At 66.9% G+C, this 23,500-nt stretch carries 21 protein-coding genes and 1 tRNA gene; 10 read left to right on the top strand and 12 right to left on the bottom strand.

Features of this window, described 5'->3' with window-relative positions; all coding sequences use genetic code 11:
* Positions 1–137: 137 nt before the first annotated feature.
* The 4 genes from J2S53_RS14340 to J2S53_RS14325 all read right to left on the bottom strand — a co-directional run bounded on the left by J2S53_RS14340 (position 138) and on the right by J2S53_RS14325 (position 3,608).
* Positions 138–1,013, bottom strand: coding sequence for a GGDEF domain-containing protein (locus J2S53_RS14340; protein ID WP_456241386.1), 876 nt, complete (start codon positions 1,011–1,013; stop codon positions 138–140).
* A 366-nt stretch (positions 1,014–1,379) separates the two neighbouring features.
* Entirely contained in the window at positions 1,380–1,838 is a 459-nt protein-coding gene (locus J2S53_RS14335; protein ID WP_456241385.1) for a hypothetical protein, read from the bottom strand.
* Entirely contained in the window at positions 1,835–2,980 is a 1,146-nt protein-coding gene (gene dusB / locus J2S53_RS14330; protein WP_456241384.1) for a tRNA dihydrouridine synthase DusB, read from the bottom strand. The genes J2S53_RS14335 and dusB overlap by 4 nt, the downstream gene beginning before the upstream one ends.
* A gap of 55 nt (positions 2,981–3,035) precedes the next feature.
* Entirely contained in the window at positions 3,036–3,608 is a 573-nt protein-coding gene (locus tag J2S53_RS14325; RefSeq protein WP_456241383.1) for a superoxide dismutase family protein, read from the bottom strand.
* A 141-nt stretch (positions 3,609–3,749) separates the two neighbouring features.
* Between J2S53_RS14325 and J2S53_RS14320 the strand changes: the two genes are divergently transcribed.
* Entirely contained in the window at positions 3,750–4,706 is a 957-nt protein-coding gene (locus tag J2S53_RS14320) for a DMT family transporter (protein ID WP_092977013.1), read from the top strand.
* Between the two features lie 75 nt (positions 4,707–4,781).
* Positions 4,782–4,857: transfer RNA gene (locus tag J2S53_RS14315), tRNA-Lys, on the top strand.
* Between the two features lie 67 nt (positions 4,858–4,924).
* Here the strand turns inward: J2S53_RS14315 and J2S53_RS14310 are convergent.
* Entirely contained in the window at positions 4,925–5,536 is a 612-nt protein-coding gene (locus J2S53_RS14310; protein ID WP_456241382.1) for a site-specific integrase, read from the bottom strand.
* Between the two features lie 401 nt (positions 5,537–5,937).
* Positions 5,938–6,372: a cytidine deaminase gene (locus tag J2S53_RS14305; RefSeq protein WP_456241381.1), complete on the bottom strand. Its 435-nt coding sequence runs from the start codon at positions 6,370–6,372 to the stop codon at positions 5,938–5,940.
* 351 nt (positions 6,373–6,723) lie between these two features.
* Here J2S53_RS14305 and J2S53_RS14300 point away from each other — a divergent pair, with 351 nt between their 5' ends.
* The gene (locus tag J2S53_RS14300; RefSeq protein ID WP_456241380.1) at positions 6,724–7,383 is read left to right on the top strand and encodes an HD domain-containing protein; all 660 of its coding nucleotides are present in this window, start codon (positions 6,724–6,726) and stop codon (positions 7,381–7,383) included.
* 134 nt (positions 7,384–7,517) lie between these two features.
* Positions 7,518–8,051, top strand: a complete 534-nt coding sequence (locus tag J2S53_RS14295; RefSeq protein ID WP_456241379.1) for a DUF6416 domain-containing protein — start codon at positions 7,518–7,520, stop codon at positions 8,049–8,051.
* 339 nt (positions 8,052–8,390) lie between these two features.
* On the opposite strand, the gene J2S53_RS14290 is transcribed toward J2S53_RS14295, so the two are convergent.
* Complete coding sequence (locus J2S53_RS14290; protein WP_456241378.1) at positions 8,391–9,350, bottom strand: GlxA family transcriptional regulator; 960 nt, start codon at positions 9,348–9,350, stop codon at positions 8,391–8,393.
* A 182-nt stretch (positions 9,351–9,532) separates the two neighbouring features.
* On the opposite strand from J2S53_RS14290, the gene J2S53_RS14285 reads away from it, so the two are divergent.
* Together J2S53_RS14285 and putP are read left to right on the top strand one after the other, a co-directional pair.
* Positions 9,533–10,162 carry an HD domain-containing protein gene (locus tag J2S53_RS14285; protein ID WP_456241377.1) on the top strand — a complete coding sequence of 210 codons (630 nt, stop codon included), beginning with the start codon at positions 9,533–9,535 and terminating at the stop codon, positions 10,160–10,162.
* Between the two features lie 837 nt (positions 10,163–10,999).
* On the top strand, positions 11,000–12,517 hold the full coding sequence (putP, locus tag J2S53_RS14280) for a sodium/proline symporter PutP (RefSeq protein ID WP_456241376.1): 1,518 nt from the start codon (positions 11,000–11,002) through the stop codon (positions 12,515–12,517).
* A gap of 226 nt (positions 12,518–12,743) precedes the next feature.
* On the opposite strand, the gene J2S53_RS14275 is transcribed toward putP, so the two are convergent.
* On the bottom strand, positions 12,744–13,295 hold the full coding sequence (locus J2S53_RS14275) for a GNAT family N-acetyltransferase (RefSeq protein WP_456241375.1): 552 nt from the start codon (positions 13,293–13,295) through the stop codon (positions 12,744–12,746).
* A gap of 91 nt (positions 13,296–13,386) precedes the next feature.
* Positions 13,387–14,601, bottom strand: coding sequence for a dipeptidase (locus J2S53_RS14270; RefSeq protein ID WP_456241374.1), 1,215 nt, complete (start codon positions 14,599–14,601; stop codon positions 13,387–13,389).
* Positions 14,602–14,984: 383 nt separating this feature from the next.
* Between J2S53_RS14270 and J2S53_RS14265 the strand changes: the two genes are divergently transcribed.
* From J2S53_RS14265 to J2S53_RS14250, 4 genes are all read left to right on the top strand, one after another.
* The gene (locus tag J2S53_RS14265; protein WP_456242796.1) at positions 14,985–15,272 is read left to right on the top strand and encodes a DUF3311 domain-containing protein; all 288 of its coding nucleotides are present in this window, start codon (positions 14,985–14,987) and stop codon (positions 15,270–15,272) included.
* Positions 15,273–15,498: 226 nt separating this feature from the next.
* On the top strand, positions 15,499–17,160 hold the full coding sequence (gene mctP / locus J2S53_RS14260; protein ID WP_456241373.1) for a monocarboxylate uptake permease MctP: 1,662 nt from the start codon (positions 15,499–15,501) through the stop codon (positions 17,158–17,160).
* Positions 17,161–17,313: 153 nt separating this feature from the next.
* Complete coding sequence (locus tag J2S53_RS14255; RefSeq protein WP_456241372.1) at positions 17,314–18,972, top strand: FAD-binding dehydrogenase; 1,659 nt, start codon at positions 17,314–17,316, stop codon at positions 18,970–18,972.
* 155 nt (positions 18,973–19,127) lie between these two features.
* Positions 19,128–19,859: a PIG-L deacetylase family protein gene (locus tag J2S53_RS14250; protein WP_456241371.1), complete on the top strand. Its 732-nt coding sequence runs from the start codon at positions 19,128–19,130 to the stop codon at positions 19,857–19,859.
* A gap of 266 nt (positions 19,860–20,125) precedes the next feature.
* Here the strand turns inward: J2S53_RS14250 and J2S53_RS14245 are convergent, their stop codons facing one another.
* From J2S53_RS14245 to J2S53_RS14235, 3 genes are all read right to left on the bottom strand, one after another.
* A complete protein-coding gene (locus J2S53_RS14245) occupies positions 20,126–20,317 on the bottom strand; it encodes a hypothetical protein (protein ID WP_456242795.1) in 192 nt (63 codons plus the stop codon).
* Between the two features lie 125 nt (positions 20,318–20,442).
* Positions 20,443–21,366, bottom strand: coding sequence for a diacylglycerol/lipid kinase family protein (locus J2S53_RS14240; RefSeq protein WP_456241370.1), 924 nt, complete (start codon positions 21,364–21,366; stop codon positions 20,443–20,445).
* Between the two features lie 284 nt (positions 21,367–21,650).
* The gene (locus tag J2S53_RS14235) at positions 21,651–23,324 is read right to left on the bottom strand and encodes an APC family permease (protein ID WP_456241369.1); all 1,674 of its coding nucleotides are present in this window, start codon (positions 23,322–23,324) and stop codon (positions 21,651–21,653) included.
* Between the last annotated feature and the right edge of the window lie 176 nt (positions 23,325–23,500).

Raw genomic sequence — 23,500 nt, 5'->3', positions numbered from 1 at the left:
ACTGACGATAGCGGCGCCGGATTCTTCACAATCAGTGCACGACACAACCGTGTTATGTAGGATAAATCACATCTTTCGTTCGTCCAAGCGGGGCAGTGCTCTGGTTCTTGACGCCCACGTGTCCGAGTTGATCGCGTTCAGTAGTCCTGTGATGACGATTCGGGTCTCCTGGTGATTCCTGTCAAGCGGACTTCACCGTGCTCCCGGTAGGCGACGGCGTTTCGCCCCGATTGCTTGGCCGCGTAGAGCAACACATCCGCGCCGAGAATTTTCTCTTCCGTTCCGGACGTGGCGGCTTCCTCGGTCGTCGCGTCGTACGTCAATCCGATACTCACCGTTATAAGCAGTCCACGCGCCACTCGCTTCCACGGAAAGTCCGCTATCCGCGACCGAGCACGTTCGCACAGCGAAATAGCCCCCGCTTCGTCGATGCCGGGCAGCACCAGTACGAATTCCTCGCCGCCGTATCGCGCACAGAATCCCCCATTGGGTAGTTCTTCCTGTAGTAATTCGGCGACACGCTGCAACACGCGATCTCCGAGTACGTGTCCGAAGGTGTCGTTCACCTGCTTGAACCAGTCCAGGTCCACCAGAGCTATACCGAGCCCCTCGGGGGTTTCCTGCGGCAGGCTCGCGAGTCGTTCGTCCAGATAGCGACGGTTGTAACCGCCCGTCAGCGTGTCGCGCAGACTCTGTTCCCTGACGCGTGCGTGTTCGCGCCGCAGCCAGTTCACCTCGTGCCGCAGTTGTTCCGGCACCGGAGGGGTTAGCTCGCTGTTCCGTAGATCCAGTGCGGCCCGCAGGTGGTGGTAGGCCTGCTGCCAGCGTCCCCGTGAGGCGAGCAGCTCCGCTATGGCCTCGTGCAGCTCGGCCAGCCCGGCGGCGGTGGCCGAGTCGGTCGCGTAGTGCCTGCCGGTGCTGTGCTCGGTGCACGGGAGGTCGTGCAGCCGGGCCCTGGCGGCTTCCTCCCGCCAGGTCTCCGACCTGGCAATGCCGTCGCGAAGTCCGGACATCGCACTCACCTCCCGTAGTGGTGTCGTCCGGTGAGCCACCGGGCTTGAGCCAGTTCCGCTCAACCGGAACCGAATTCGCTCAACCGGCGTACCGCGTCACCGGCGTGTCCGGACAACGCGTCCGCTCGATCCTTCGGCCTCCGTCCTGTCGCTGCGGCCGAGGGGCCGATCCCCGTCTCGATTCCCGCCTCGGACCACTACCGGTCCTACGTCGCCGCACCCCATTCAACCCGGTTTCACGTAATCACGCATAGTGGCGTTACGAAAACTCAGCGTTGTTTATTCCCGGGGCGCTGTTAGCGCTCTGTCGGCTCGTGTCGGGCCCGCTCGGGTGGGGCATCGGTTTCACCGGGGAGGCAGGGCCCTTTACCCGGGACAGGGAGCGAAGCCGTACCAACGGCCGTCGATCGCTACCAGGTGCTGCGAACCGAGTTGTCTACCCACCACGACCCCGCCGCGGCGCACCGTGATCTCCACGCCCACGACCCAGACCCGCCCGACGGGATGCCGTCCGGCCACCGTGAACTCCTCGTCGGGGCGCAGCGTCCCGAGCGCGGGCTCCGCCGTGACGGTCATTCCGTCCAACGAGCAGCGCTGATCCCGATAGTCGGGGTGCTGGGTACGGCGCAGGAAGGTCCGTTGTGCGTCCGGGCCACGCCGTGCCGCCGTGTTGTTGGTGTGGAAGTAGGCCGTGACCGAGCGAACGGCTCCCGATTCCGGTGAGGGTGGAGCGGGCGCGGGGCTGCCCGAGAGCAGGCAGCCCAACAGCAGCACCAGCAGCGGCGGAGCCATGAGCGCCCGCGAGCGACGCGGGGAGGGAATCATCCTCCACTGTGGTCCAGATCGGCACCCACCGGGACGGAGTTGTCCTCCGGATCATCCAACCAGCCCTCCGGCAGTGCCACCTTGCCCGGCGATCCCTGCCTGCCTCGTGGCCCCTCCGCCTCGGCGGGGAAGGGGACGTCCGGATCGAGCTCGCCCAGCATCTCCGCCAGCTCGCCGAGCGTGGACACGACACCCAGCCTGCGGCGCAGTTCCGAACCGACCGGAAAGCCCATGAAGTACCACGACATGTGCTTGCGCAGGTCACGCATGGCCTTTTCCTCACCCATGAGTTCGGCCAGCAGGCAGGCGTGGCGGTACACGATGCCGCGGATCTCGCCGAGATCCGGCGGCTCCGGAATCGGTTCACCCCGCAGCTCGGCGTGCAGCTCCCGGAACAACCACGGCCGGCCCAGGCAGCCGCGTCCGACCACGACACCGTCGCAACCGGTGCTGTCCATCATCCGCCGGGCATCCGAGGCCGTGAAGATGTCACCGTTGCCCAGCACCGGAATGCTCCGCACGGTTTCCTTCAGGCGGGCGATCCGTTCCCAGTCGGCCGTTCCCGAGTAACGCTGCGCGGCTGTGCGGCCGTGCAGCGCGACAGCGGACGCCCCCGCTTCCTCGGCGATGCGACCCGCGTCGAGGTAGGTGGTGTGCTCGTCGTCGATTCCCACCCGGAACTTGGCCGTGACCGGAACACCCGCCGGTTCGGCCGCCCGCACGGCGGACGAGATGATCTCCTCGAACAGCCTGCGCTTGTAGGGCAGCGCAGCCCCACCGCCCTTGCGGGTGACTTTCGCGACTGGGCATCCCCAATTCGTGTCTATGTGGTCGGCCCAGCCCTCGCCCACGACGATCTTGACCGCCTCGGCCATGGTCGCCGGGTCCACACCGTAGAGCTGCATCGAACGCGGGTGCTCACCCTCGTCGAAACTCATCATCCGCAGCGTCTTGGCGTTGCGTTCGACGACCGCGCGGGCGGTGATCATCTCGCAGACGTAGAGCGAGTCGCGACTGCCGTACTCCCGGCACAGCTTCCGGAAGGCCAGGTTCGTGATGCCCGCCATCGGAGCGAGCACCACGGGCGGATCGACCGCGTACGGTCCGATCCGGAGTGGTTCGGTGGCTGGCGCGAGCGACATACCTCCATTGTCGGTGCTCGTTCCCACCGATCAGTACCGGGCGGCCGCCGACCGTTCAGAAGGGCACGTTCAGACAGGCGAGCCGGTCCCCGGCCTCGCCCGCCACGCCGGGCGCCGTGCGGGTGCGGTGCTCGTGGATCACCACCGACGAGGCGTCACCCCGGTGCGGGTTCCATTTCCCGAAGGCACCGCTCACCGCGTTACCGGCCGCGTCGGTACGGAAGTCCAGCCAGATCTCGTTGCTCGGGTTGGCGTAGGTCGGATCACCGGACACGCCCTCCGGTGCGGGTACCCGCTGGAAGTGCGGCCCCGCGTCGGCCCCCTCGTCCCCGCAGGGGCGGGTGTGCACGTGAGCACCGTAGGTGCGGTTCGGGCGCAACCCCTCGAGGACAGCGGCCACGGACGTGCCTTTGCCGGGCGAGTTCTCGGCGAAGACCCCCATCCGCGCGCCCGGCGGTACCAGCTCGGGAGCGTAGGTGACGGCCGTCGCGGATTCCTGGTAACCGGTGAAAACTCCCCGCGCCACCGTCCGGTTGTGACCCTCGTCCGAGGAGTCCGCCTGCGCGGTGGCGGGAACCGCGAGGACCAGGGCTGTCACGGCCAGCACGACGCTCGATACGGATCGCATGCGTCCGGTTCTACGTGGTGCGCGGCCCTCACCGGTGAATGATCGCCGGAAAGAGTGAAACGGCGTGTCCGGTGGTGAGTGTGACGAGGATCGTCGTCCTCGCGGACGCGTACCGGTGCGTAGGCGCGCTACGTTGATCGAATGACTGATTCGGGGCGCGATCGGACCTGGTTGGTCGCGATCGCCACCGCGATGTGGGGGACGGACGCGCTGTGGCGGATGCCGCTGGCGACCAGCTTACCGAGCACCACGGTGGTGCTGTGCGAACATCTGATCGTCACGGTGCTGCTGGCGCCGCTGCTGCCCAGGGCGTGGCGGGCGTTCGCCCGGTGCGGCGGCAAGCAGCGGGCGGCGGCACTGGTGGTCGGCGCGGGTACCTCCGCGCTGGCCACGCTGATGTTCACCGCCGCCTTCGGATACGGCGATCCGGTCACTCCCGTGGTGCTGCAGAAACTGCAACCGGTGTTCGCCGCGGTGGCCTCGTTCCTGCTGTTGCGGGAGGGCTTCCGCCGTGGCTATCTCGCCTTCGCCGTTCCCGCGCTGGCAGGCGCCTGGCTGCTGGCGTTTCCGGATCCGACGCAGGTGAGTGTCTCCCGACTGATGCCCGCGTTGCTGGCGCTGGGAGCGGCGGCGCTGTGGGCCGCGGGGACCGTGCTGGGGAGGATGTTGAGCAGGGAGCTGGCTCCGATGGAGGTGACCACGCTGCGATACTCGGTGGGTCTGCCCACCGTGGCGCTGGTGCTGCTGCTGCGCGACGGTTCGATCACCGAGGGGCTGTCGAACATCGGTGGGGCGCTGGCCGTGGGGTGGGCGAACCTCGGAGGACTGCTGCTGCTCGCGCTGATCCCCGGTCTGCTGGCGCTGAGCCTGTACTACCTGGGACTGCGCACCACGCCCGCGGCGCGGGCCACCTTGGCGGAGCTGTCGTTTCCGGCGACCGCCGCCATCGTCGGTGTCGGTGTGCTGGGTGAGAACCTCACCGTCACCCAGTGGGTCGGGTTCGTGCTGCTCGTCGTGATGATCACCGCGCTGGGCTGGAACGAACGCGCCGGTAGCCGGAAGGTCGTCCAACCGGAAGCCGCACTCGTGCGTGGCTGAACCGACACGCCGGGCGGGTGGTCGGCCCGCCCGGCGATGTACCAGATCAACGGCTGCCTGTAAGATGTATCTCGCGGGCCGTTAGCTCAATGGGCAGAGCAGTGGACTTTTAATCCACGGGTTCAGGGTTCGAGTCCCTGGCGGCCCACCAGAAGGCCAGGTCAGAGTTTTACGCAGTGATCAATTCAAGATCACCGCCACACTTTACCCACACAAAACTACTCTGACTCGCTATCGAAGACCGTTTCCAGTGCTGTGGCCGCGTCCTCGGTGACCGCCTTACGCCCCATGTACACGTCCTGAGTCAGCGACGGCCGCGCGTGCCCCAGCTGGTCGGCCACCACCCGCGCCGACAAGCCCGCTTCGTCCAGGATCGTGGCCGCCGTCTTCCGGAACACGTGCGAGGTCACCCAGGAGAACTCTTCGGCACCACGTGCCTTGCGCAGATCTCGCCGGGTATTCGACGGATCGCGCAAGCCGCCCAGACTGTCCGGGAAGACAGGTTCCTCCCGGTCGCCCCGCTCGTTCTCGCGCCGTCGAAGCATCTCCACCGCCCAGGAGGGGAGCGGCAAGGTCCGTTCCCCGGAGCTGGACTTGGTCGACTTCCTGACCAGTCCCTCGCCCTTGACCCGGACCACCGTGAAGTTCACCGAGACCAAACCGGCTTCACAGTCCACCTCGGGCCAACACACGGCCAGCGCCTCACCGATCCGTACCCCGGTGGCCAGCATGAAGCGAACGAGATCAGGAATGTCCCTACCGCTTGCCGCCTCGTCCGATTCGAGGGCGGCCCCTGCCGGGACCGCCGAACGTGAACGGGGAACGCGCATCCGTGCGTCCTGGCATCGTGGGCGACCCCTCCCTCATCCGCCGTTGGCGGATGGTGGTCAATCCGGTGAGTCAAGAGAGTCGATCGGCTCCTATCGACACGAGGCGGTGAGCACGGGGTCGGGCACTCTTGACTAACCGGCTTGTCCGCTGAGGCGGCTTGGTGTCGGATGAGGGAGGGGTCTGGCGGGGCGCACTCCACCGCCATCAACGGTTCACCCCGTGGGGCACACGCCACCGATCAGCGACGACAAACGACGACAACCAACCGGCACTACACGACACGCTCACCAGCGACGCACGCCGGAAGTCCGAGGCAGCGAAGCCAACCGGAACGCCCTCCGGAGGCGAGTCTCTACGAGTCCCAAGCGTACGGGTCTCTCATGCCGTAGGGTCCCGATATTCAGGACGCGTGCACAGCGGAGGAAGGCCATGTGTCACCGTCGGCGAAGTGTTGGCCCCAGTAGAACGGGTTGAGTTCCCGGAGAGTCCGCACGTTCCAGCCGGACGCGGCTTCCAGATCCGCCACGCCCACCTGAACATCCGGTCCCCACAGCGCGAGGCGTTCTTGGCAGATCCCACAGGGCGCGAGGACGGAGAAGCCCCTGCCACCCTCCCATCTACTGACGCACACCGAAGCGGTAATCGAGGCACCAAGTGTGTAGGCCTGGCAGATCGCCCCGGTCTCCGCGCACAACGTGGCCGCGGCGTTGAGGTTATCGAGACACACACTGGTGAGGATCCGACCATCCTGCAGGTAAACCGCCGCAGCCGCTGTTCGAGCCCGATAATCCATCTGACTGACAGCCGCATCCACGAGATGTTGGTCCAAGTTCATCCAGCCAGTCTGAACGCGTGGAGTGCGGGCGAGGCCAATGCGGGGCGTTCGAAGCTGAAACGTAACCTGAAGAGAGGGGAGGACGCGCCCAAAAAAGGCACGGGGCCGCTGCTGAATTTGCCCCACTTTACCCCCTACGAATCAACGGCAAACGTCCACTGCTCCGCCTTGTAACAAGTCCCCGTCTACGCGCTCCGCCCCAGCACACACCAAGGACTGACCGACGGCAGACGATGCGAGGCCTCATCCCATAAAGCGGGTGTCGCAGAGGCACAGCGGATCCGTGCCGGTCGATGCCAGACTTGACAGAACTCTGTCTTTCGCGTGGACGCTGTGTCATCGTGTGCTTACGTGACTGATGATCGCCGGAGCGAACCGCTCGCAGCGAAGACCCCGTTTCCCGTCGAGCTGGACGAACGCCTGCGTGACCAGCTGACCTTCTTGATCGAGGTTGACCACCTCAAAGCGATCCTTCGCCAATCCCCGCTCGTGGCCACTGAACGACGCGAGAACGACGCCGAGCACTCCTGGCACCTGGCCATGATGGTGGTCCTGCTGGCCGAGTACTCCGACGAGCCCATCGACACCGGGCACACCGTGCAACTGGTGCTTGTCCACGATCTCGTCGAGATCTACGCCGGTGACACACCGCTGTACGCGGCCAACGGCAGGGACGACCAGTACGAGCGCGAAGCTCGCGCGGCCACCGAGTTGTTCGGCTTGTTGCCCGAGGACCAGGCTTCGCGGCTCCGCACGCTGTGGGACGAGTTCGAAGAACGCGACACGCCCGAGGCCCGCTTCGCCAAGGCCATGGACCGTTTCCAGCCGCTCCTGCTCAACTGGATGGCTCGCGGTGGTACCTGGCGTACGCCAGGTACCACCGCCGACGACGTCCGCAGGCGGAAAGCCGTGATCGGCGACGGTTCGACGTATCTCTGGGAAGTGGGGCAGCGCCTCATCACCGAAGGAGAATTCCGCGGCTGGGCCCGCCCCGGACAATCCGCTGAGTGATCTTGTCGGAGCTGCCTGGTGTGTCCACACATCCGACTGGGGTTATTCGTTCGACGCTCTGATCACTGATTTCCTTGACGAGATCCCAAAGGGGTTAACCCTTTGGTATCCCTTTTGCGGTTAGGTGTGGAGCAATGTCGGACGATATTCGTCTGCCCGTAGGAGCAGGGGTGGAGCTCACGATGTCGCGGGAGCGTGCGATGGAGTTAATGAGCACTTTGAGCAGCCGACTGAACGTTCAGCCTGTGAACGACGAGGTAGACAGCAGACGCGTGCTGCCCGATGACCATCGACTGTGGAGCTATCATGCCCTGCGGGAGGATGATCGTTACTACCCCAAGTGGGACGTCGATGCTGATAGCGCCGTTGCCGAAGCCTTTTACCAGCCCGTCAGCGGCAAGGCGAAAGTGTTTCTGGACCTGCTGATCGATCATCCGGGACAACTGCTCAGTGTGGACGAAATCTGCTACCTCGCTGGTGAGGACGTTTTCTCCGGGTCACGCTCGATCGCTGGGTCGATCAAGGGGCTCAACCACTCCTGCGAGCTAACCGGTCGAAATTACCCGTTCTACTGGTGGGGAGGCGACAAGACGAAGTACACGGATTACGCGATGAAATCGCGTGTAGCCGACCTGTTCCGTCATGCGCGGGCCAATCTTGACCAGTAACGACAGCTGACGTCGTCCGGGCCCGGAACTGGTTACCTCAAGCAACGGGCGTGTTGGCTGAAAGCCCTGCCATCCTCCGTCGCTGGACGGTGGCGGCCACGCCGGGGGTAAGAGAGTCCTACGGCTCTCATGCCAACGTCACGTGAGTTCGGTGGTTACTCTTGGCTCCCTGGCTTGCCCGCTGAAAACGACCGGGTGTCGGAGGAGTGAGGGGGTAGGCAGCTAGTTGTCGCCTTCCGTCGTGCTTCGAATCGGCCAGCACGCTCATCCGGCTTGTCGCAGCGGTTCATCGGAATTCTGGCTCATCAGGGACGCGCGACCGGAGCCGATGCCGCTCCCTCAGTGCGCGTCGCCGTCGTTGTAGTGCGGTTCCCGGGATTCCTGGTAGGTGCGGCGGTAGGCGTTGGGGCTGGTGTGAGCGTCGCGAGCGAGTTGCGTGCGCAGATTGGCAGCGGTGCCCAGTCCGACGCTGCGGGCGATGTCGGCCACCGTGCGGTCGGTGTGCTCCAGCAGTCTGCGGGCCTGGTGGATACGCTGAGCTGTCAGCCACCGCAAGGGGGTGGTGCCGGTTTGAGCTCGGAAGTGCCGGGCGAAAGTGCGGGGTGCGTGCCCGGCGTGCCGGGCAAGGTCGGCCACGGTCAGTCGCTGGTCCAGATGCTCGCGCGCCCAGGCGCAGGTCTCGGCCAGGGTATCCCCGCTGGGAGGCAGTGGCCGGTCCAGCAGCTGGGCCTGGCCGCCACGGCGGTGGGGAGGCACGACCATGCGGCGAGCGATGTCGGTGGCAGCGTCGGCCCCGTGGTCCCGGCGTACGAGATGCAGGCACAGGTCGATCCCGGCGGCCATTCCGGCGCTGGTGGCGATGTCGTCGTGATCTATGTAGAGCACGTCCGGGTCGACCTGGATCCGTGGGTAACGCTGGGAGAGCTCTTCGGTGTAGTACCAGTGGGTGGTCGCGGATCGCTGGTCGAGCAGGCCGGTGGGAGCCAGGGCGAACGCGCCGGTACAGATCGAGACTATTCGCGCGCCCCGCTCGGCTGCGTCGTGCAGCGCCGTGAGCACTTCTCGCGCGGGAACGTCCCGCGGATCGAAGCCGGGAACGATCACCGTGTCGGCTTCGGCCAGTGATGTGAGCCCCCTCCCGGCGTGGACGGGGACTCCCCTGGTGCCGGGCACCGGGCCAGGGGTGGCGGCACACACCGTGGTGGTGTAGCGGTGCGGCTGGCTGCCGAAGACCTCCAGCGGAATCGCCAGATCGAACAGCACGACCTCGGGTAGTGCGAGCACACTGATCTGATGCATCGGCAGCATTCTTGCGCATCTCGTCGTTTCTGCCACTCACGCTACACGTGAGCGTCACGGCAGGGTCGGGACGTACGTATCGGTGGCGTCGACCGGATCGATGACCACCCACGGCCAGTAACCCACCCGACGGAGCGCGCCGCTTCCCGGATCCGGGAAGCGGCACGCGGAGGACGCTCACCATGCACGTCATCGCCGGTATTCGCATTCCCGACAGCACGCTCACCCGTGAGGCGCACGCACTGGCCGCGCGGCACAGCCCCGAGTTTCTGCTGCGTCACTGCGAACGCACCTACGTCTTCGGTCGGCTGGCTACCGCGGCGGCGGGACTCCGGGTACGTGAAGAGCTCGCCTACGTCGCGGCGCTGCTGCACGACCTGGGGCTCACCGAGCGTCACGGGGGACAGCGGCGGTTCGAGGTCGAGGGCGCCGAAGCCGCGTACGACTGGGCGAGATCCAGCGGCCTGGTGGACGAGGAAGCGCGCGCGATCTGGGATGCCATCGCGCTGCACACGTCGATGGGCATCGCGGACCACAAGTCGCCGGAATGCGCCCTGGTGCACTGGGGTGCGGGAACCGACATCGACGGCAGCGGACTCGACCGGCTCGACCCCGCGCGGGTCGACGAGGTTCTCACCGCGTTCCCACGGGACGGGTTCGCCGACCGGATGACCGACACCGTCGAGGCAGCCGCTCGCCGCGCTCCCACCGCCTACGCGCTGACCTGGCTCACCGAGACCGCTGACCGCTATCACGACACCGCGCTTCCGACCTCCGAGGACATGCTCGGACGCGATCCGTTTTCCTCCTGAGAGGCCCGCGTGGCTTCGAGCAACCGATTCCGCGACCGCACCGGATCGGAGACCGCGCTGAGAGCACGGGAATTCGAGTCACACCGTGGGATCCGGTCGGTTCAACCAGCCACAGTCACACTTCGCTCGAAACGGAGCTGACTCGTTGGCGAGGACCGTTCGGGCGCCGCGTCCCGCTCCCTCGGTGCTCGCCGCGTGCCCAGAGCGCGGATGGGCGGGGCGAATGCGCGGCACTCGGCACGTTGCTGCCGGAAAGTCGAGCACACCAAGCGAGGGCGGGAAGCCCGCGTTTCCCGCCCTCGCTCCGAGTCACGTGGCACCTGACCGAGTGCCGTACACCAGAATTCCACCGCGCGACGCACGTTCGACGTGCCCAGTACGATCGATCCGACCGGCAGTGTCACGACCGCGCGGTTCACGAGTCGCTTCGGGGCGGTGGAACCGCGAGAGCCGGTTGCCCGAATGACCCGTCGCTGCCGTCGTGCACGGCCTTCTTCCCACTTCCGGGAGCCGATTGCCACTCGAACCGGGCCGGTCTCGCGGCGCTCCGTCCGATGCCTAGCCGCGCCCACGGCGAGTTTTCGGAACATCACTTTTCGTATCTGGATCACCCACTGGGTGAGATGACGTTAAAGTCACTCTTTGAGGTGAGAACTCGTTGTTCGATCGGACAACGAAAAGGGCGAAATCATGTGACATAGCACGAATACGCCGTTGCGAATACCACTTACTATCCTTCGAACACTTACCGCGAACACATGCCGACCTCGATCCGCGACCACTGTCGGTGATCCGCTTCGGCGGAGCGCATGTGTCGTCCCGGCTGAAGGAGTATCAGTGTTTGAGATCAGTCCAGTGGTACTGACGACCTTCGCCGCGTATCTGGTCGTCATGCTCGTGATCGGAGTGTGGGTGTACAGGCGCACCAACACTCTCGCCGACTTCGCGCTCGGCGGTCGAAACCTCAACGCGCCGACCGCGGCACTGTCGGCGCAGGCCAGCGACATGTCCGGGTGGTTGCTGCTCGGACTCCCGGGAGCTGTCTACGCCCAGGGCATCGGGGCCACCTGGATCGCGATAGGCCTGGCCCTCGGTACGTACCTCAACTGGCTGTTCGTGGCTCCCCGGCTGCGCACCTACACCGAGCGGGCCAACAACGCCGTCAGCCTGTCGGCCTACCTCGAATCGCGCTTCGAGGACCGCAGCCGTTCGCTCCGGCTGGTCTCCGCGCTGGTGATCGTGGTGTTCTTCACTGTCTACGTGGCCAGCGGTCTCGTCGCCGGGGGAGTGCTGTTCGAGGACGTCTTCGGCGTGGACTCGACGACGGCGATCTCCATTTCGGTGGCGGTCATCGTGATGTACGCCTTCCTCGGTGGGTTCCTCGCGGTGAGCTTCACCGACGTGGTGCAGGGGACGATGATGTTCCTGGCCCTGGTGGTGCTCCCGCTGATCGGTATAGCCCTGCTGGGTGGTTTCGGCGGCCTGGGCGGGGCGCTCACCGAGCAGTCCCCGGCGTTGCTGGACATGGGGCAGGAGGCGAGCTTCACCGACGGGAGCTGGTCGAGCGGAAGCGGCCTGAGCTTCGTCGCGATCGTGTCATTGCTGGCCTGGGGGCCGGGTTACTTCGGGCAGCCGCACATCCTGGCGCGGTTCATGGGAATCCGCAGTGCGCGGCACATTCCCGTCGCCCGCCGGATCAGCACCACCTGGGTGCTGGTGACCCTCCTCGGCGCCTCGCTGGTCGGCCTGGTCGGTATCGGCGTGCTCGATCAGCCGCTGGACGACCCGGAGCAGGTGTTCATCGCGCTGGCACAGCAGTTGCTCAACCCGTGGATCGCCGGCATCCTGCTCGCCGCGGTGCTGGCAGCGGTCATGTCCACCGCCGACAGTCAGCTGCTCGTCGCCTCCACCGCGCTGACCGAGGACTTCTACCGCGCCTTCGTGCACAAGGCCGCCTCGGAGCGGCTGCTGGTGTGGGTCGGGCGTGCCACCGTGGTCCTGGTGGCGCTCGTGGCCTACGTGATCGCACTCGGCGGCGGAGCCGTGCTGGACATCGTCTCCTACGCGTGGGCCGGCTTCGGATCCGCGTTCGGCCCGGTGATCCTGCTCTCGCTGTTCTGGTCCCGCATGACCTGGACCGGTGCCCTCGGTGGTGTCGTCGGTGGTGCGATCACAGTGCTGGTCTGGAAGAACGTGGACGCGCTCAGCGGCACCGGGGTCTACGAGATGATCCCGGGCTGGATCGTGGCCCTGCTGGCGATCGTGGCGTGCAACAGTCTCGGCAAGCGTCCCGAGCGTGACTGGTCCGGGGACATGGTCGAACCGGTCGAGGGCGCCGAACCGGCCAAGTCCTGAGCCTCGCTGCTTCACGGCACGGAGGGGCGGTGCATGCCGGGTGCACCGCCCCTCGTGTGTCGCCGCCTCGTGCGCCGTCCGCCGCCCGGCGATTTCGCGAGAATTCGACGGCCAGCTCCGCGGTGTCGCCCCACCGGCCCGGCGATTTCGCGAGAAATCGACGGCAACGGGTTCCGGGATGCTCGGTCGGCTTTCCGCGTTTGGCCGCTTCGCGAATCGAAATCGATCAGGAGTCCCGGCCGTGCCACTCCTCGGCGAGTACCGCCCAGATCTGCATGTCGTGGCGCCTGCCGTTGAGGGGAAACAAACTGCGCAGCGTCCCCTCGTGGGTCATTCCCAGCCGTTTCGCCACCGCGATGCTGCGGTGGTTCTCGGCCGAGACTCGGTACTCCACCCGTGCCATGCCGCGAACCCGCACAGCCCAGTCGATCAGGTGCTCGCAGGTCCGAGTGATCAATCCGCCGCCCTGCGCGGACTCGGAGAGCCAGACCCCCAGTTCGCAGCAACCGCTGTGAGTGTCGAACACCCGGAACAGCGCACCGCCGACGAGCTCCTCCCCGCGCCAGATCCCCATGATCCGTCCGGAGTCGTCGGCCTGCTTGTCCGCGTAGTTCCGCAGGAACCGCCGTGCCGATTCCTCGTCGAGGACGATGCCCGCCCAGGGCATCCAGGGCTCCAAGTGTTTTCGGTTGGCATCGGTGAACTCGGCGAACTCCGCCGCCTGCCAGGGCTCCAACGGCCGCAACTCGGCGTCGGCACCCAACGGATGTGCGAACACGGCGGCTCCTCTCGAACGACTGTCCGTGACCTTCCTACCGGTACGCGCAACCGGATTTCCGGAAACCGCGCGAGTCCGGGCCGTGCCACCGTCAGTCCTTGGCAGCTCCGTCGAGCTGCTCCACGGTGGCGATCGACGGGCTCTCGGTGCGCCGCAGCCGCTCGGCCACGTTCTCCGCCTCGCGCAGCGCGCGCAGCGGGTTGTGCCAGGTGAGCTTGGCCAGCTCCTCCTCGGACCAGTTCCGGTCCAGCAGCTCGGCGAGCAGGTTGGGATATCCGGCGACGTCGTCGAGCCCCCTGGTGGTGAACGGGGTGCCGTCGAAGTCACCACCGAGTCCGATGTGGTCTGTCCCGGCCAGCTCGCGCATGTGGTCCAGATGATCGGCCACATTGGACACTGTCGCCACGGGGCGCGGGTTCTCCCGCTCGAACTCGATGCGTGCCCGGTGGCCCTGTTCGGTGCCGTCCAGCGGGTGCAGCCCCAGCCCGGTCAGGTGCGCGTCGACCGCCCTGTCCCACTCGGCCGCCTCCGGCAGCACGAACTTCGGCACGAAGGTCGCCATCGCCACACCGCCGTTGTCGGGCAGCGCACGCAGCACGTCGTCCCGCACGTTGCGCGGATGGTCGCAGACCGCCCGCGCGCTGGAGTGCGAGAAGATCACCGGAGCGCGGCTGACCCGCAGCGCGTCCCGCATGGTCCCGGCCGAGGTGTGCGAGAGGTCTACCAGCATGCCCAGCCGGTTCATCTCCCGTACCACCGCCTCGCCGAAACGGGTGAGACCCCCGGCGGCGGGTTCGTCGGTCGCCGAGTCCGCCCAGGGCACGTTGTCGTTGTGCGTGAGGGTCATGTAGCGCACGCCCAGCTCGTACAGCGCGCGCAGCGTGCCCATTGAGCAGTTGATCGAGTGACCGCCCTCGGCACCCATGAGTGAGGCGAGTCCGCCCGATTCGCGGCAGCGCTCCACGTCCGCGGCCGAGTAGGCGGGGATCAGCCGATCCGAGTACCGCTCGGTCAGCCCGCGCACGCAGTCGATCTGCTCCAGGGTGGCCGAGACCGCGGCGTCGCCGGTGAGGTCCGTGCGCACGTAGACCGACCAGAACTGCGCGCCCACACCGCCGGAACGCAGCCGGGCCAGGTCGGTGTGCAGCACCGCCGACTGGTCCGTCGCGATGTCGGCGCGGTCGGTGTCGTAACCGACCGCCTCGCGAAGCGCCCAGGGCAGGTCGTTGTGACCGTCGAAGACGGGGTGCTCGTGCAGTAGCCGCGCGGCACGCCGCCGCGACTCGGCCTCGGTGGGTTCGGTCAAGGGGTCCGCCTTCTTCTCGTCGAGTTGTGTTGCTCGATGCCGGGGTCTGCCCGGTGACGTCCGGCTGGGACGTTTCACCGGTGAGGCCGTGCTCGGAGTTCGCTCCGGCCTCGAAGTGTGCCGGACAGCTGATCGACGTGTTGCGGGCGTTCCTCCGGTGCGCGCGACGGGAGCGGCGGAACGACGCCCGCGTACCTCGAAAAACCGAGCACGCGCCGCGGGAGTCGAGCACCCGGCTGAAAATCCGCGTCACGCGCCGAGGCCGCGTCCCAATCCGTCGGACGCCCCTTCCCAGCGAGATCGACTCCGGCTAGCATGCTGCTGCCCGAACGGGTGATCCGCACTGCAACGGACAGGGGAGGCCGCCCATGACCGAGCAGCCCATGAGTGAGCCGCCCGTGAGTGAGCAGCAGGGCTCCGGAGCGCGAGCGCGCTTCGGAACCGACCGCTCACCGTGGAACCTGCTGCTGCTCGTCCCGCTGCTGATGCTCGTAACTCCACTGTGGAACCACGACGAGCCCAGGCTGTTCGGGCTGCCGATGTTCTACTGGTCGCAGTTCCTGTTCGTACCACTCGGCGTGGTGTGCGTGGGACTGGTCGTCCGCGCCGCGAACCGCAGGGAACGCGCCGCGACGGGCTCCGCCCCCGACGGCAACGAGCGGAAGCACTGACCGATGCTTTCCCGATTCGTCGTCCGCCCCGGCGATGATTTCGGCGCGCGAGCGCCGAATCACCACCTACGCGACTCGCACCGCTGCGGGTTCTCTCGTGGTGTTCTCGCGAGGAAGGCCCGACGTGGCGTAGTGACTACTCGATGTCGGGCCTCCCGGAGCGAGAGCCCGCGAGAGGTTCCGCCACCCGAGCACCCCGGAAACTCGAACGGAAGATCTCAATAGAATGCAGTGGATCGAATTCGGCGTTTTTACCGCGCTCTTCCTGTTCGTCTCGGTGCTGGGGTTCCTCGCCACGCACTGGCGCCGAGCCGAGTCCATGCAGCACCTCGACGAGTGGGGGCTCGGCGGGCGCAAGTTCGGCTCCTGGATCACCTGGTTCCTGGTCGGCGGTGATCTCTACACCGCTTACACCTTCGTCGCGGTCCCCGCACTGGTCTTCGGGGCCGGTGCGATGGGTTTCTTCGCGCTGCCCTACACCGTCGTGCTCTACCCGCTGGTGCTGCTGCCGCTGCTGCGCATGTGGTCGGTGTCCAGAGTGCACGGTTACGTCACTCCCGCCGACTACGTGCGCGGCCGTTACGGCTCGCCGCTGCTGGCCACGCTGATCGCGGTGACCGGCATCGTCGCCACGATGCCCTACATCGCGCTGCAGCTGGCCGGGTTGGAGGCTGTGCTGCGCACGATGGGGCTCAACGCGGGTGGGCTGGCCGGGCACGCGCCGCTGTTCATCGCCTTCCTGGTGCTGGCGCTGTACACCTACCAGTCCGGACTCCGCGCGCCCGCGCTGATCGCGTTCGTCAAGGACCTGCTGATCTACGTGGTCATCCTGGTGGCCGTGTTCTACCTGCCCAGCCAGCTCGGCGGCTGGGGGTCGATCATCGACCAGTCCACCGCGGCGTGGTCCGCTTCGGACTCCGGCGGGTCCATCCTGCTCGGGGAGCACAACCAGCTGCAGTACGCCACTCTCGCACTGGGGTCGGCGCTCGCGCTCTTCCTCTACCCGCACTCGCTGACCGGTATCCTCGCTTCCTCCGGTCGCAAGGTCATCCGGCGCAACATGGTCGCGCTGCCCGCCTACTCGTTCTTGCTCGGAATGCTGGCGCTGCTGGGCTACGCCGCACTGGCCGCGGGGGTCGAGCCCATCGTCAACGGCGCCACCGGCGAGCCGGACTCCAACACGATCGTACCGGTGCTGTTCGACCGGATGTTCTCCGACTGGTTCGCGGGGCTGGCCTACGCCGCCATCGGGATCGGCGCGCTGGTCCCCGCCGCGATCATGTCCATCGCGGCGGCCAACCTGTGGACCCGCAACATCTACAAGGAGCACCTGCGCCCCGGTGCCACCCCGGCCCAGGAGGCCAAGCAGGCCAAGCTCGCCTCGCTGGTGGTCAAGTTCGGCGCGGTGCTGAGCATCGTGTTCATCGACCCGCAGTTCTCCATCGACATGCAGCTGATCGGCGGCGTCATCGTGCTGCAGACCCTGCCCGCCGTCGCGATCGCCCTCTACACCAGGTGGCTGCATCGCTGGGCGCTGGTGGCGGGTTGGACGGTCGGTATGGCCTGGGGACTCTGGCAGCTGTACCTGATCCCGAAGGACCCGGCCACCGGTGAGGGGCACTTCGGCGGTTCCGCTATGCCGTTGTCGGACTTCAGCCTCTTCGGCTGGCAGCCGTTGCCGGACATCCGGACCCAGATCTACGTGGGTGCGGTGGCGCTGCTGCTCAACCTGCTGGTCGCGGTGGTGCTCACTCCGCTGCTGCGGTGGTTCGGCGCCGCCGAGGGCAGCGACGCCACCGCCGAGGCCGACTACCACGCTACCGAGGCGCCCTCCGCCGCCACCGAGTCGACGGAGGCGGAGACATCCGGTGAGACCGCGTCGCGGTGACGCACGGTTCGGGAAGCGGCATCCGTGAATGCTGTTTCCGGTTCCGGCATGTATCGGATAATGTTTCGTGGCTCACGCCTCGCTCGCGGGAGGGCTCGGAGAACTGATCGCGAGGGCGTGTGATCGGTCCCGAGACTGACGGGAGGCGTGGCAATGGCATCGGACGCGGACGTCATCGTGGTCGGCGCGGGACTCGCCGGGCTGGTGACCACCTACGAGCTCACCCGCGCGGGCAGATCCGTACTGCTGGTCGAGCAGGAGAACGCCGACAACCTCGGCGGGCAGGCCCACTGGTCCCTCGGCGGACTGTTCCTCGTGGACAGCCCGGAGCAGCGCAGGCTCGGCGTGCGGGACAGCTACGAGCTGGCGCTGCGGGACTGGAACAGCAGCGCGGCCTTCGACCGCCCGGAAACGGATCATTGGCCGCGACGCTGGGCACAGGCCTACGTCGAGTTCGCCGCGGGGGAGAAACGCTCCTACCTGCGCGGCCTCGGGATGCGGTTCATGCCCTTCGTCGGATGGGCCGAGCGCGGCGGCGGCACCGCGAGCTCCCACGGCAACTCGGTGCCGCGGTTCCACTTCGGTTGGGGAACCGGCCCCGAGATCGTGCGGGTCTTCGCCGACCGGGTGCGAGAAGCCGAGCGTGCCGGTCTGGTTCGTGTCCGGTACCGCCACCGAGTGGACGAGCTGCTCACCTCCGACGGCGTCGCGCACGGCGTGCGGGGCAGCGTGCTGCGGCCCAGCTCGGAACGCAGGGGAGTGGCCTCCTCGCGCGAGGTGGTGGGGGATTTCGAGCACCACGCGCAGGCCGTGGTGGTCACCTCCGGCGGGATCGGCGGTGACCAGGAGCTGGTGCGGCGGAACTGGCCCGCCTGGCTGGGACGGAAACCGGAGCACATGCTGACCGGCGTCCCCGCCCACGTGGACGGCAGGATGCTCGACATCGGTGAGCGGGCCGGGGCGAGTGTGGTCAACCGCGACCGGATGTGGCACTACACCGAGGGCATCACCAACTGGGACCCGGTCTGGCCGGGCCACGGTATCCGGATTCTGCCCGGACCGTCCTCGATGTGGCTGGACGCCACCGGCGAGCGGCTGCCGGCCCCCTACTTCCCCGGTTTCGACAACATGGGGACGCTGCGCCACATCCTCGGCACCGGCCACGACTACACCTGGTTCCTGCTGGACCAGAGCATCCTGGAGAAGGAGTTCGCGCTGTCGGGTTCGGAGCAGAACCCCGACCTGACGGACAAGAGCCCGCGTAAGCTGCTGTCCAGGGTACGCAAGGGAGCTCCCGGTCCGGTCGAGGCGTTCAAGCGCCACGGCGTCGACTTCGTGGTGCGGGACAACCTGCGTGACCTGGTCGACGGCATGAACGAGCTCACCGGTGAGTCGCTGCTGGATCCCCGTGCCGTGCGGGAGCGGGTGGTGGCCCGCGACGCCGAGATGAGCCGCCCCTACGGCAAGGACATGCAGGTCTCGGCGATCCGCGCCGCACGGAGGTTCATCAGCGACAGGGCGATCCGCGTTGCCACACCGCACGGGCTGCTGGACAGCGGCAACGGGCCGCTGATCGCGGTGCGGCTCCGGTTGCTCACCCGCAAGACGCTGGGCGGGCTGGAGACCGATTTGGACTCCCAGGTGATGCGACCCGACGGCTCCGCGTTCGAGGGGCTCTACGCCGCCGGTGAGGTCGCGGGATTCGGCGGCGGCGGGGTGCACGGTTACAACGCGCTGGAGGGGACCTTCCTCGGTGGCTGCGTGTTCTCGGGCCGTAGCGCCGGACGGGCACTCGCCCGCGACCTTGGTTAGTCGAGAGATGCCCCGGCGATTTCGCGAGAAATTGACGCCCACCTGGCCACACCGCCGTACCGGCTCGACAATTTCGTGGGAAATCGACGCCCACTGGGCCGACACCCGAAAATCCGAGAACTTCTCGTCGGCTCTTGGCCGAGGACGGGGGTTTCATGACCGAGTCGCTCCAACCCATGCCGACCGACTGGCAGCGTGCGCTAGTGATCGTGGCGCATCCGGACGACGTGGAGTTCGCCGCCTGTGCGGCGGTGGCGAGCTGGACCGATGCGGGGCACGAGGTCAGCTACCTGCTGGCCTCCCGGGGCGAGGCCGGGATCGACGGAGTTCTTCCCGAAGAGGCCGGGCCGCTGCGCGAACGGGAACAGCGCGAGAGCGCCGCCCTGGTCGGAGTGCACGACGTGCGTTTCCTCGATCACCGGGACGGCGTCATCGAGTCGGGTACCGCGCTGCGGCGAGACCTGGCGCGCGGGATACGTGAAGTGCGTCCGGACCTGGTGATCACGTTCAACCACTACGACCGCTGGGGATTCGGTGGTTGGAACAGTCCGGACCACCGCGCCGTGGGGCGTGCCGCGCTGGATGCCGTCGGCGATGCCGGCAACCGCTGGATCTTTCCCGAGCTCGTCACCGAGGTGGGGCTGCACCCCTGGAAGGGGGTGCGTCGGATCGCGGTGGCCGGATCACCGCACCCCACGCACGCTGTCGACGTCGGCCCGACCCTCGACCGGGCGGTGGGGTCGCTGGCCGCGCACGCCAACTATCTGGCGGCACTGACCGAGCAGGCACCGGAGGACATGGCCCGCGACTTCCTGCACCGCACCACCGCCGAGGCGGGCGCCTCTTTCGGCACCGAACACGCCGTCGCCTTCGAACTCGTCAGTTGAGGGTTGTTGGCGCGGTTCGCGGGGCGGTGCGGGTGGCGGAACCTCTCGCACGGCTCTCGCTGCGGGAGGCCCGACATCGGGTAGCGACCTACACAACGTCGGGCCTTCCTCGCGAGAGCCGCACGGGAGAACCCGCGGTCGGTCCCGTTGCGAGGGTGGTCGGAGTCCGGCCTGTGGGGGTGGTCGGAGTTTGGTTGCTCGTCGGCACCGGCGGCGCGGCGATTTCGTGGGAAATCGACGCTGCTAGGTCTCAACACCGGAGCGTCCTATTCGGACTCACCTTGGTCGGCCCGTTCGAACTCCGGTGCCCAGACGTGCCAGCTCGACAACTCGATCGGGCACTGGTAGGCGACCAACCTGCCCCCGGTGGAGTTGACCAGGGTCTGTGCCTGCTGTTTGGTGATGATCGCGCGGTGTGCGCACACCGTGCATCGCGGGGCGTTGCTGTAGTTCCACATCGTCAACGGCGGTTGTTCCTCACCGGTATGTCGTGGGGCGGGAGTACGGCGTGTGGTCGTGCGGACCGAACGCGGTTCCGGAACGTCGAAACCGCTGCTTTCGGGACCGTGCGACTCGCCCGTCCTCACCCACCGTCCACCCAGTCCTGCGGCACGACCACGTGCAGTGCGTTCCGAGCCACCGAGAAGTCCCTCGGCGTTCCCGCGACGAGTTCACCGTCGATGTTGATCGGCATGTTCGGAGTCGTCTCCAGCCGCATTCGCCTGGTGCGGATGTGCTCCGCCTGATCGGTTTCCAGCAGCTTCGTGCTCTTGAAGTTCCGTGCCACAGTGGCCAGCTCGCGGATGTTGCCGTGTTTGATCACCGTCACGTCCAGCGTACTGTCATCGATGCCGGAGTCGAACACGGCGAGCTGGCCCCCGCCGAAGTAGCGACCGTTGGCCACGGAGACCTGCAGCAGGCTGTTGAACTCCTTCGTCGGGTGATCCCCGTCCGGAAAGGTGAGCCGTGCGGGGAACGGCCGGTGTCGCATGAAACCCCGAGCCGATGCCACCGGATAGGCCAGTGAACCCACGAGCTTCTTCAGCTTGGGGGACATGGTGGTGGCGACGTTCGAGCCGATGCCGACCGAGGCCCGGTTCGCGTAGTAGTTGTTGCCGCACAGTCCGAGGTCGATGTCGACGATCTTGCCTCGTGCGATGGTCTCGCACGCCTTCTCGATCTCGGTCGGGATCTCCAGGGTGCGGGCGAAATCGTTCGCCGTGCCCAGCGGTAGCAGTCCCATCGGAACACCTGTGTGGGCGAGCACGTCGACCACCGAGCTGATCGTGCCGTCACCACCACCGATGATCACGAAGTCGTGCTCGTCGTCGATGGCGGCCCGTACCGTCTCCACCAGCCGCGCCGGGTCCCGGAGCGGATAGGTGATACCCAACGGGACTCCCAGTTCCGTCAGGCTCCGCACGGCCTGCGTGTAAGCGATGCTTCCGGTCCGGGACAGCGTGTTGACCACGACCGCAACCCGGTTCAATCCGCCGCTGGTGGACACCACTGCTCCCGTCTGCCTGCTGCGCCTACACCCCGAAGGGCCTACACCCCGAAGGGCCTACAACCGAAGTGTATGCGGGGTGTCGTGATGCTTCGTCGGTGTGTGGTGTGTGCTACTCCACCGGCGGATCCCGTGTCGCCCACGAGCGGAGGCACGCGTGCGGTGACCGGAGGCACGTACGCGGGAACTCACCGGAACGAGAACGGGGCGGGACCACGCGGTCCCGCCCCGGTTGTGATCTCGCCGTTTCCGGACCTCGCGGTCCGAACTCGGTCGGCGACGCCTCAGCCCGCTGTCGTGGGCGCGTCGGTCGGCGTCTTCTCGATGTAGGCTGCGGCGCGCCGCGCGGGCAGTCGTACCGCTATCGCGTAGAAGTACATCGCCACGCTCCACACTGCGACCACGAGCGAGCCCGTGCCGATGCCGAGGAACCCGTCGCCACCGTTGAGCAGACTGGCTGCCGCCTCGGCGTTGGCGTCCATCTCACCGAAGTAGCTGAAGACCATCAGTCCGGCGAGCCAGATCGGGAACCAGGAGCCGGCCTTGAAGTCGACCGGCGGCGTGTCGTGCTTGGTGGTGACGTGGTAGATCACGAACACCACATAGCCGACCAGCAGGCCGATGAGCATCTTCTCGTTGATCGACCAACCCGACCAGAACACCAGCAGGCCGGAGGCGATGAACGCCAGCACCGGGATCAGGTCTCCGCCGGGGAGCCGGAAGGGGCGGTCCTGGTCGGGCAGCTGCCTGCGCAGCGCACCCACCACCAGGCAACCCGGCGCGAAGGAGACGGCGAAGGCGGAGCTGATGAAGCCGATGAACTTCGACCACGCGGGGAAGGGCAGGAAGAAGAAGCACCCGACCACGAACATCAGCAGGATGGACACCCACGGCACGCCCTGCCGGTTGAGCTTGGTCAGCACCTGCGGTGCGTTGTCGTTGCGGGCGTTGGCGTAGGAGAGCCTGGTGGTCACACCCGCGTAGATCAGCCCGGTGTCGGCCGGGGAGATCACGGCGTCGACGCGCAGCAGGAACGCCATCCACGCCACGCCCAGCGTCAGCGCCAGCCCGGCCAGCGGACCGGCGTTCTCGGCGAACTCGAGGTTCTCCCAGCCGCTGCCCAACAGTCGTTCCGGCAGCCCCGTGATGAAGGAGATCTGCAGCAGCACGTAGATGATCGCGGTGATCACTACCGAGCCGATCAGGGCGAACGGCACGTTGCGCTGCGGGTTGTCGGTCTCGCCCGCGAACTCGACACCGTTGCGGAAGCCCAGGTAGGAGAAGGCGATACCCGCCGCCGGGATGGCGGTGAAGATGGCCCCCGCCCCGCTGGGCATGAAGCCGCCGAAGTTGGTGAGGTTGCCCGGGTTGAACTCGGCGGCGAACAGCACGACGATGACCAGCACGATCACCGCGAGTTTCCACCACACCAGTATGTTGTTCAGGTAGGCGAACAGCCGGACACCGAGCACGTTGATGGCGCTGTACAGCGCCATGAGCCCGATGGCCACGAACCATCCCGCTCCGTTGACCAGGTACTCGCCGTCGGACTCGACCATGAGCCAGCTCGCGTAGGGATACGCGTACTGCATGGTGGCCAGCACCTCGATGGGGGTGACCGCGGCGGCGGCCAGCCAGCTGATCCAACCGGAACTGAAGCTGGCGAAGGAGCCGAAGGAGTAGTGCGGGAAGCGGATGATCCCGCCGACGACCGGGAACATCACCGACAGCTCGGCGTAGACGAACCCGATCAGCATGATCATGATCGCGCCGATGATCCAGGACAGGATCGCTGCCGGACCGGCGATCTGTGAAGCGTAGAGGGCGCCGAACAGCCACCCGGAACCGATGATCGCGCCGACCCCGGTGAACAGCAGGCTGATCCGGTTCACATCCCTGCGTACCCCGTGATCGAGCTGCACCTTGGCCTGCGTCGGTGGCGCAGTTGGTGTCGCCATCTATTCGCCCTTTCCGTACCTTTGTGAGGTCGATAACTACTTTGAGCGTGGACTCTCTAGGATTCGGGCGGTCTCGTCAACACGAAACGGTTAACCTGTCGCGCAAATAAGTAACATTTTGTGTACGAAACAGTGCGCAGACCGTGCGATCGTGTCGCATCTCGGGCGATTCGTGG

Origin of the sequence: Actinopolyspora lacussalsi, from assembly GCA_030803735.1 — a bacterium.
Classification (GTDB): domain Bacteria; phylum Actinomycetota; class Actinomycetes; order Mycobacteriales; family Pseudonocardiaceae; genus Actinopolyspora; species Actinopolyspora lacussalsi.
This window is presented reverse-complemented; position numbering and strand designations above follow the sequence as displayed.

Coding starts and splice junctions, on each gene's coding strand:
- J2S53_RS14285 (WP_456241377.1), top strand. CDS start 9,533: ATGCACGTCATCGCCGGTATTCGCATTCCCGACAGCACGCTCACCCGT.
- J2S53_RS14250 (WP_456241371.1), top strand. CDS start 19,128: ATGACCGAGTCGCTCCAACCCATGCCGACCGACTGGCAGCGTGCGCTA.
- J2S53_RS14265 (WP_456242796.1), top strand. CDS start 14,985: ATGAGTGAGCCGCCCGTGAGTGAGCAGCAGGGCTCCGGAGCGCGAGCG.
- J2S53_RS14290 (WP_456241378.1), bottom strand. CDS start 9,350: ATGCATCAGATCAGTGTGCTCGCACTACCCGAGGTCGTGCTGTTCGAT.
- mctP (WP_456241373.1), top strand. CDS start 15,499: ATGCAGTGGATCGAATTCGGCGTTTTTACCGCGCTCTTCCTGTTCGTC.
- dusB (WP_456241384.1), bottom strand. CDS start 2,980: ATGTCGCTCGCGCCAGCCACCGAACCACTCCGGATCGGACCGTACGCG.
- J2S53_RS14255 (WP_456241372.1), top strand. CDS start 17,314: ATGGCATCGGACGCGGACGTCATCGTGGTCGGCGCGGGACTCGCCGGG.
- J2S53_RS14310 (WP_456241382.1), bottom strand. CDS start 5,536: ATGCGCGTTCCCCGTTCACGTTCGGCGGTCCCGGCAGGGGCCGCCCTC.
- J2S53_RS14245 (WP_456242795.1), bottom strand. CDS start 20,317: ATGTGGAACTACAGCAACGCCCCGCGATGCACGGTGTGCGCACACCGC.
- J2S53_RS14295 (WP_456241379.1), top strand. CDS start 7,518: ATGTCGGACGATATTCGTCTGCCCGTAGGAGCAGGGGTGGAGCTCACG.
- J2S53_RS14305 (WP_456241381.1), bottom strand. CDS start 6,372: ATGAACTTGGACCAACATCTCGTGGATGCGGCTGTCAGTCAGATGGAT.
- J2S53_RS14335 (WP_456241385.1), bottom strand. CDS start 1,838: ATGATTCCCTCCCCGCGTCGCTCGCGGGCGCTCATGGCTCCGCCGCTG.
- J2S53_RS14340 (WP_456241386.1), bottom strand. CDS start 1,013: ATGTCCGGACTTCGCGACGGCATTGCCAGGTCGGAGACCTGGCGGGAG.
- J2S53_RS14325 (WP_456241383.1), bottom strand. CDS start 3,608: ATGCGATCCGTATCGAGCGTCGTGCTGGCCGTGACAGCCCTGGTCCTC.
- J2S53_RS14235 (WP_456241369.1), bottom strand. CDS start 23,324: ATGGCGACACCAACTGCGCCACCGACGCAGGCCAAGGTGCAGCTCGAT.
- J2S53_RS14320 (WP_092977013.1), top strand. CDS start 3,750: ATGACTGATTCGGGGCGCGATCGGACCTGGTTGGTCGCGATCGCCACC.